Origin of the sequence: Frankia sp. Mgl5 (assembly GCF_023242985.1) — a bacterium.
Taxonomy (GTDB): Bacteria; Actinomycetota; Actinomycetes; order Frankiales; family Frankiaceae; genus Parafrankia; species Parafrankia soli.
Genome location: NZ_JALKFY010000512.1, coordinates 1 through 383 on the forward strand (window position 1 = coordinate 1; position 383 = coordinate 383).

Annotated in this window: 1 protein-coding gene; it reads left to right on the top strand. The window is 54.0% G+C overall.

Annotated features, from left to right (window positions below; genetic code table 11):
* The coding region (locus MXD62_RS10385; protein ID WP_248829113.1) for a M81 family metallopeptidase at nucleotides 1-383 on the top strand (383 nt) is incomplete at both ends.

Below are 383 nucleotides of genomic sequence, written 5' to 3' on the forward strand. Positions count from 1 at the left end.
GAAGGAGCTGTTTCAGCTTTGGCAGTGGGAGGAGGGAGAGGAGATTCTTTCCAATCATCGCAAGGTTCGCGACTTTTTGGGCGGCATGATTGATCGGGCGGAAGAGCTGGGGATTGAAGTGGTGCCTACGTTTGCCGCCATGGCATATCCGGCCGGAACGATTGCCAAAGAAACCTACGATGAGCTGAAAAGCATTTTGATTAAAGGGATTACGGAAGCCGGCCCATTGGATGCCATCTGTCTGGCGCTTCACGGGGCGGGTGTTGCGGAAGGCGTAGACGATCTGGAAGGTGATCTGTTGCAGGCGGTCCGGGACGCAGTTGGCTACTCCATACCGCTGATCGTCACACTTGATTTGCATGGTAACCTGACGGAAAAAATGG